Here is a 4,347-nt window from a genome sequence, read left to right on the forward strand (position 1 = left end):
ACCTCGTAGACGAGCATGTTATGAGAGAGCTGCGTGAAGAACTCGATATCGGTGTGGTAACGTCAGTACCAGGTGCTGCAAAAGGTATTGCTGCAAAGATGAATATCGAAAAGTTGCTTGATATTAAGATTAATTCCTGCAATCTTTTCAGAAAGCAGATAGCCTAAGAAAAAACTCAGGCAGCAGCCTGAATGTTCCTCCACAGCAGGGATAAACAAGATCCAGACTGGACAAAATCGGACCTGCTAAAAATAGCAGAAAACGACCATCAAACCACTCAGGCAGGTCCGAAAAGTTCTTCCTTGGAAAATAGCGACCACCGTCCCTGCTGTCATTTTACTTTTATAGATTCCACTCATTTTCTGATACAACCCAGCGAATTCTCAACTGTAATCCACCGTGTAGAGCTATATCTGGGAGGTATCTGCGCTGTAAATGGCAGAGTTATACTGGTAGAGTTACACTGGCAAAGTTACATTTACTCATGAAGTTGTTGAAACTACAAAAAGTATTGATAGTAAACATTTAACATCCTTTTTATTGTTGATTTTTCCATACTTTTCGCAGACAATAGCAAACAAGGATGTTGTAAACAATGCTATCCTAATTTCTTGAGCTTCACAAATTTTTGATTCTTTCATATTATTTTTATATTGATCTTATAAGTTTCCTTTGTTTTCATCTAGCTTGTTCTATTATTGATAAGATTTTTATCCGTGCTCAACCCATTTCGAAATATTTATATATTTTTACGTGCTTTTATTTATTGGCAAGTCAAGTTTACTTGACTTACTCAATAAGGTGCCATATTAAATCTCCGTAAATCTGCAGACTTCTGAGTTAATTTGCCTTTGAACCTCCATTGATTTTTCTCCTTTTTTTATTTTTTACACTTAGGTTTCCTTTTAGATTTCACTTACATCTTTTATCGCCAATAAAAGCAAAATATAAAACGGATTCCAGCTCCTTGCCTCCCAGCTCAAAGTTTATGCCTTCAAGCCCAAAGTTTATTAGTTCAAATGATAATTATGCAGGGAACTCAAAGTTTTTCGCTTAAACCCTTTTTTAAAAGGCTTGCGATAATTATCCAGAAATTAATAGTTTTCCAACGGGTTTCTATCAAACCTTTTGAAAAGGATTATTACCATACCTCATAGAGAGATTTTCGATCAAGCCTTTTAAAAAAAGGTTGTTCGAAAAGGCTTGCGACCCCACACCGATCACATCATTGATGGGCTTTTCGGTCAAGCCTTTTTTCAAAAGGGTTGCGATCACGCCGATCACATCATTGATGGGCTTTTCGGTCAAGCCTTTTTTCAAAAGGGTTGCGATCACGCCGATCACATCATTGATGGGCTTTTCGGTCAAGCCTTTTTTCAAAAGGGTTGCGATCACGCCGATCACATCATTGATGGGCTTTTCGGTCAAGCCTTTTTTCAAAAGGGTTGTTTCAAAAGGGTTGTTTCAAAAGGGTTGTTTCAAAAGGCTTGATTCTGGTGAGAAATATGGCTGACACAATTCACTGGGCAGACGTCATAGCAGAAGACGTGCTAAAAAAGAACGACAAACATCTTGTTGCTACAGGCATTACTCCATCTGGACACATCCATATAGGCAACATGAGAGAAGTCGTGACTGCAGATGCTGTTTATAGGGATCTAATTGATAAAGGAGCAGATGCCGACTTTATCTATATTGCTGACAATTATGATCCCCTGCGCAAGGTTTACCCATTCCTCCCCGAGAGTTATGCCGAACATGTGGGAAAACCCATTTCCGAAATTCCCTGTCCCTGCGGAGACTGTGCAAACTATGCCGAGCATTTCTTGAAACCTTTCCTGGAAGCTCTCAGGCGACTTGGAATTAATCCTCAAGTTTACAGGGCAGATGAAATGTACAAGACAGGCAAATACACTGAAGCAATAAAAACTGCCCTTATTAAAAGAGATACCATAGCAAAAATCCTGGAAGAAATATCGGGAAAAACTGTAGCTCCTGATTGGAGCCCTTTCAATCCCAGATGCGATCAATGCGGAAGGATCACAACCACGAAGGTAACGGGCTTTGATCTGGAAGCCGAAACCGTGGACTATGTCTGTGCATGCGGGCATTCGGGAACCGTACCTATGGCAGGAGGAGGAAAACTTACCTGGCGCGTAGACTGGCCTGCCCGCTGGTCAGTTTTAGGGGTGACTGTTGAACCTTTCGGAAAGGACCATGCTTCGAAGGGCGGTTCTTATGATACCGGAAAGAGGATAGTAAGAGAAATTTTCGGGCACGAACCTCCATATCCAATTGTCTATGAATGGATAATGCTTGGAAAACAAGGGGCAATGTCTTCTTCTACAGGAGTAGTTGTCTCCATTTCGGACATGCTGGAAGTTGTGCCTCCTGAAGTTCTTCGCTACCTGATCATTCGCACAAAACCTGAAAAGCACATTCAATTCGACCCTGGACAACCTCTTCTCACCCTTGTGGACGAATATGAACGGCTCAGGACGCAGTTCAGGGAAAATGATCCTGCACTCGGGGCTTTTCAGAGAAGAGTGTATGAACTTTCCAGGGCAACTGGAATTTGCCAGTCTGAAATTCCTTTCAAGCAGATGGTGACTATATATCAGGTAGCAAGGGGAGATTTTGACCGAATCCTGAAAATTGTAAAACGTTCAGGTTTTTCAACTGAAGATGAAAAGTGTATAAAAGAACTGGCAGACAATGTATCTAAATGGCTAAAACTCTATGCTCCACCCTTTGCCAAGTTTAAGGTTAAAGAAAAGGTGCCTGTGCAGGCAGCAACCCTGTCTGAGCTTCAGAAAGCCTTTCTTTCAGCATTTGCAGCCCTTATCGAGTCAAGAGGCGAAATCAGTGGAGAAGAATACCATATGCTGGTCTACTCTGCAAAGGATGAGGGTTCCGAACTGAACAAGCGGATTGCAGAAAAGCTGGGCACTCCTGCTCCGCAGGTTGACCCTAAGGAGCTTTTCAAAGCAATTTACATTTCATTACTCGGGCAGAGCTCAGGCCCTAAAGCAGGATGGTTCCTATCTTCATTTGAAAAAGAGTTCCTGGTAGAAAGATTTGAGGAAGCTTCAAATTATAGCCCTGAAAAACACGCATAAACATGATGAATCGCAAACATGGATAAAGCAGACACTTTTAACCTCGCAGATTCACAGGCAAGCTCCACGAAAAATCACTTTCTGGCCTGGGACAAAGAATATACCCACCTGAAATGGGGTGGGCCTGCTCCTATCCAGGACATCCAGACTCGTCTTCTGCCCGGATCCAAAATTCTTGATGCAGGCTCAGGAAATGGCAGATACCTTGGTGAACTTGCAAGGCATTACAACACAATAGGAATTGACATTTCTTTAACAGCCCTTAATGGTTCCAGAGCTCAGCTTGCAAGAAGTGGCAAATTTGCAGAGCATCTTGGTGCAAGTATCCTGGATCTGCCCTTCAAAACCCGAATTTTTGACGGAATTCTCTGTTACGGGGTACTTCAGCATCTCTTCAAAGCAGAAAGGGAATTTGCTGTCACGGAACTCAGTCATATACTGAAGGAGGGAGGTTTTTTCTTCTTTGAGGCCTTCGGATATAAAGATATGCGTTGCGGAGGAGAAACTTCAATCCCTTTTGAAGAAAGGACTTTTGCCCGGCAAAATGGAATAATCTATCACTATTTTACTAAAGAAGAGGTCAGGGCCCTTTTCAAGGATTTAGAGATTATAGAGCTGGAAGATGCAGTAAAAGAAAAAACCTTCAGAGGGACAGTTTACAGGAGACATCTGATAAAAGGAATCTTTCGAAAATCTTGACTCCTTCTCTCAAAACAACTTAGAAAAAAGCTATATCGAAAACTTTTTAGAAAAAAGTTTTATCAAAAATTACTTAGAAAAAAGTTTTATCGAAAACTTTTTAGAAAAAAGTTTTATCAAAAATTACTGTTACTATTCAGGTAGCCTTTTTAGGGCTACACAATTTTTCCTCTTTTCGAGGAAAAATTGGATTTACAATGAGTTATTTCTATCTTTGATGAAACGTGAAGAGATTCTTGCTCTGTGTACTTCAAATCCTGAAGTTATTGCAACTTACATTGAGAGTCTTGAATCTCAAATAAAACAGCTTAGTGAAAAATTGCAAGTTTTAGAATCTCGCTTAAATCAAAATAGCAGAAACAGCAGTAAACCTCCTTCTACTGATTTTTTTGTCAAAGGAAAACCTAATCCCAAGAGTCTCCGTAAAAAGAGCGAAAAGAACCCTGGAGGTCAAGAAGGTCATCCAGGAACAACTCTTAAAATGGTTGATAATCCTGATTAGGTAATAGAGCATTCTTTGAACTGCTGC

4 protein-coding genes and 2 pseudogenes are annotated in these 4,347 nt (G+C 40.6%); 5 read left to right on the forward strand and 1 reads right to left on the reverse strand.

Annotation, left to right across the window (positions count from 1 at the left end; translation table 11 throughout):
- Positions 1-167, forward strand: a pseudogene (locus ASJ81_RS09175) ([dimethylamine--corrinoid protein] Co-methyltransferase); the annotation flags it as partial.
- A gap of 24 nt (positions 168-191) precedes the next feature.
- Positions 192-488, forward strand: a complete 297-nt coding sequence (locus tag ASJ81_RS09180; RefSeq protein ID WP_095644210.1) for a hypothetical protein — start codon at positions 192-194, stop codon at positions 486-488.
- Positions 489-1,119: 631 nt separating this feature from the next.
- On the opposite strand, the gene ASJ81_RS22130 is transcribed toward ASJ81_RS09180, so the two are convergent.
- Positions 1,120-1,428, reverse strand: a complete 309-nt coding sequence (locus tag ASJ81_RS22130) for a hypothetical protein (protein WP_141241643.1) — start codon at positions 1,426-1,428, stop codon at positions 1,120-1,122.
- Positions 1,429-1,505: 77 nt separating this feature from the next.
- Between ASJ81_RS22130 and lysS the strand changes: the two genes are divergently transcribed.
- The 3 genes and pseudogenes from lysS to ASJ81_RS09200 all read left to right on the forward strand — a co-directional run.
- Positions 1,506-3,119, forward strand: a complete 1,614-nt coding sequence (gene lysS / locus ASJ81_RS09190; protein WP_095644212.1) for a lysine--tRNA ligase — start codon at positions 1,506-1,508, stop codon at positions 3,117-3,119.
- An 18-nt stretch (positions 3,120-3,137) separates the two neighbouring features.
- Positions 3,138-3,818 (forward strand): class I SAM-dependent methyltransferase, encoded by a 681-nt coding sequence (locus ASJ81_RS09195; RefSeq protein WP_095644213.1) that lies wholly within the window; start codon positions 3,138-3,140, stop codon positions 3,816-3,818.
- A gap of 214 nt (positions 3,819-4,032) precedes the next feature.
- Positions 4,033-4,317 (forward strand): annotated as a pseudogene (locus ASJ81_RS09200) (DUF6444 domain-containing protein); the annotation flags it as partial.
- Positions 4,318-4,347: the final 30 nt, after the last annotated feature.

Origin of the sequence: Methanosarcina spelaei, assembly GCF_002287235.1 — an archaeon.
Lineage (GTDB): Archaea > Halobacteriota > Methanosarcinia > Methanosarcinales > Methanosarcinaceae > Methanosarcina > Methanosarcina spelaei.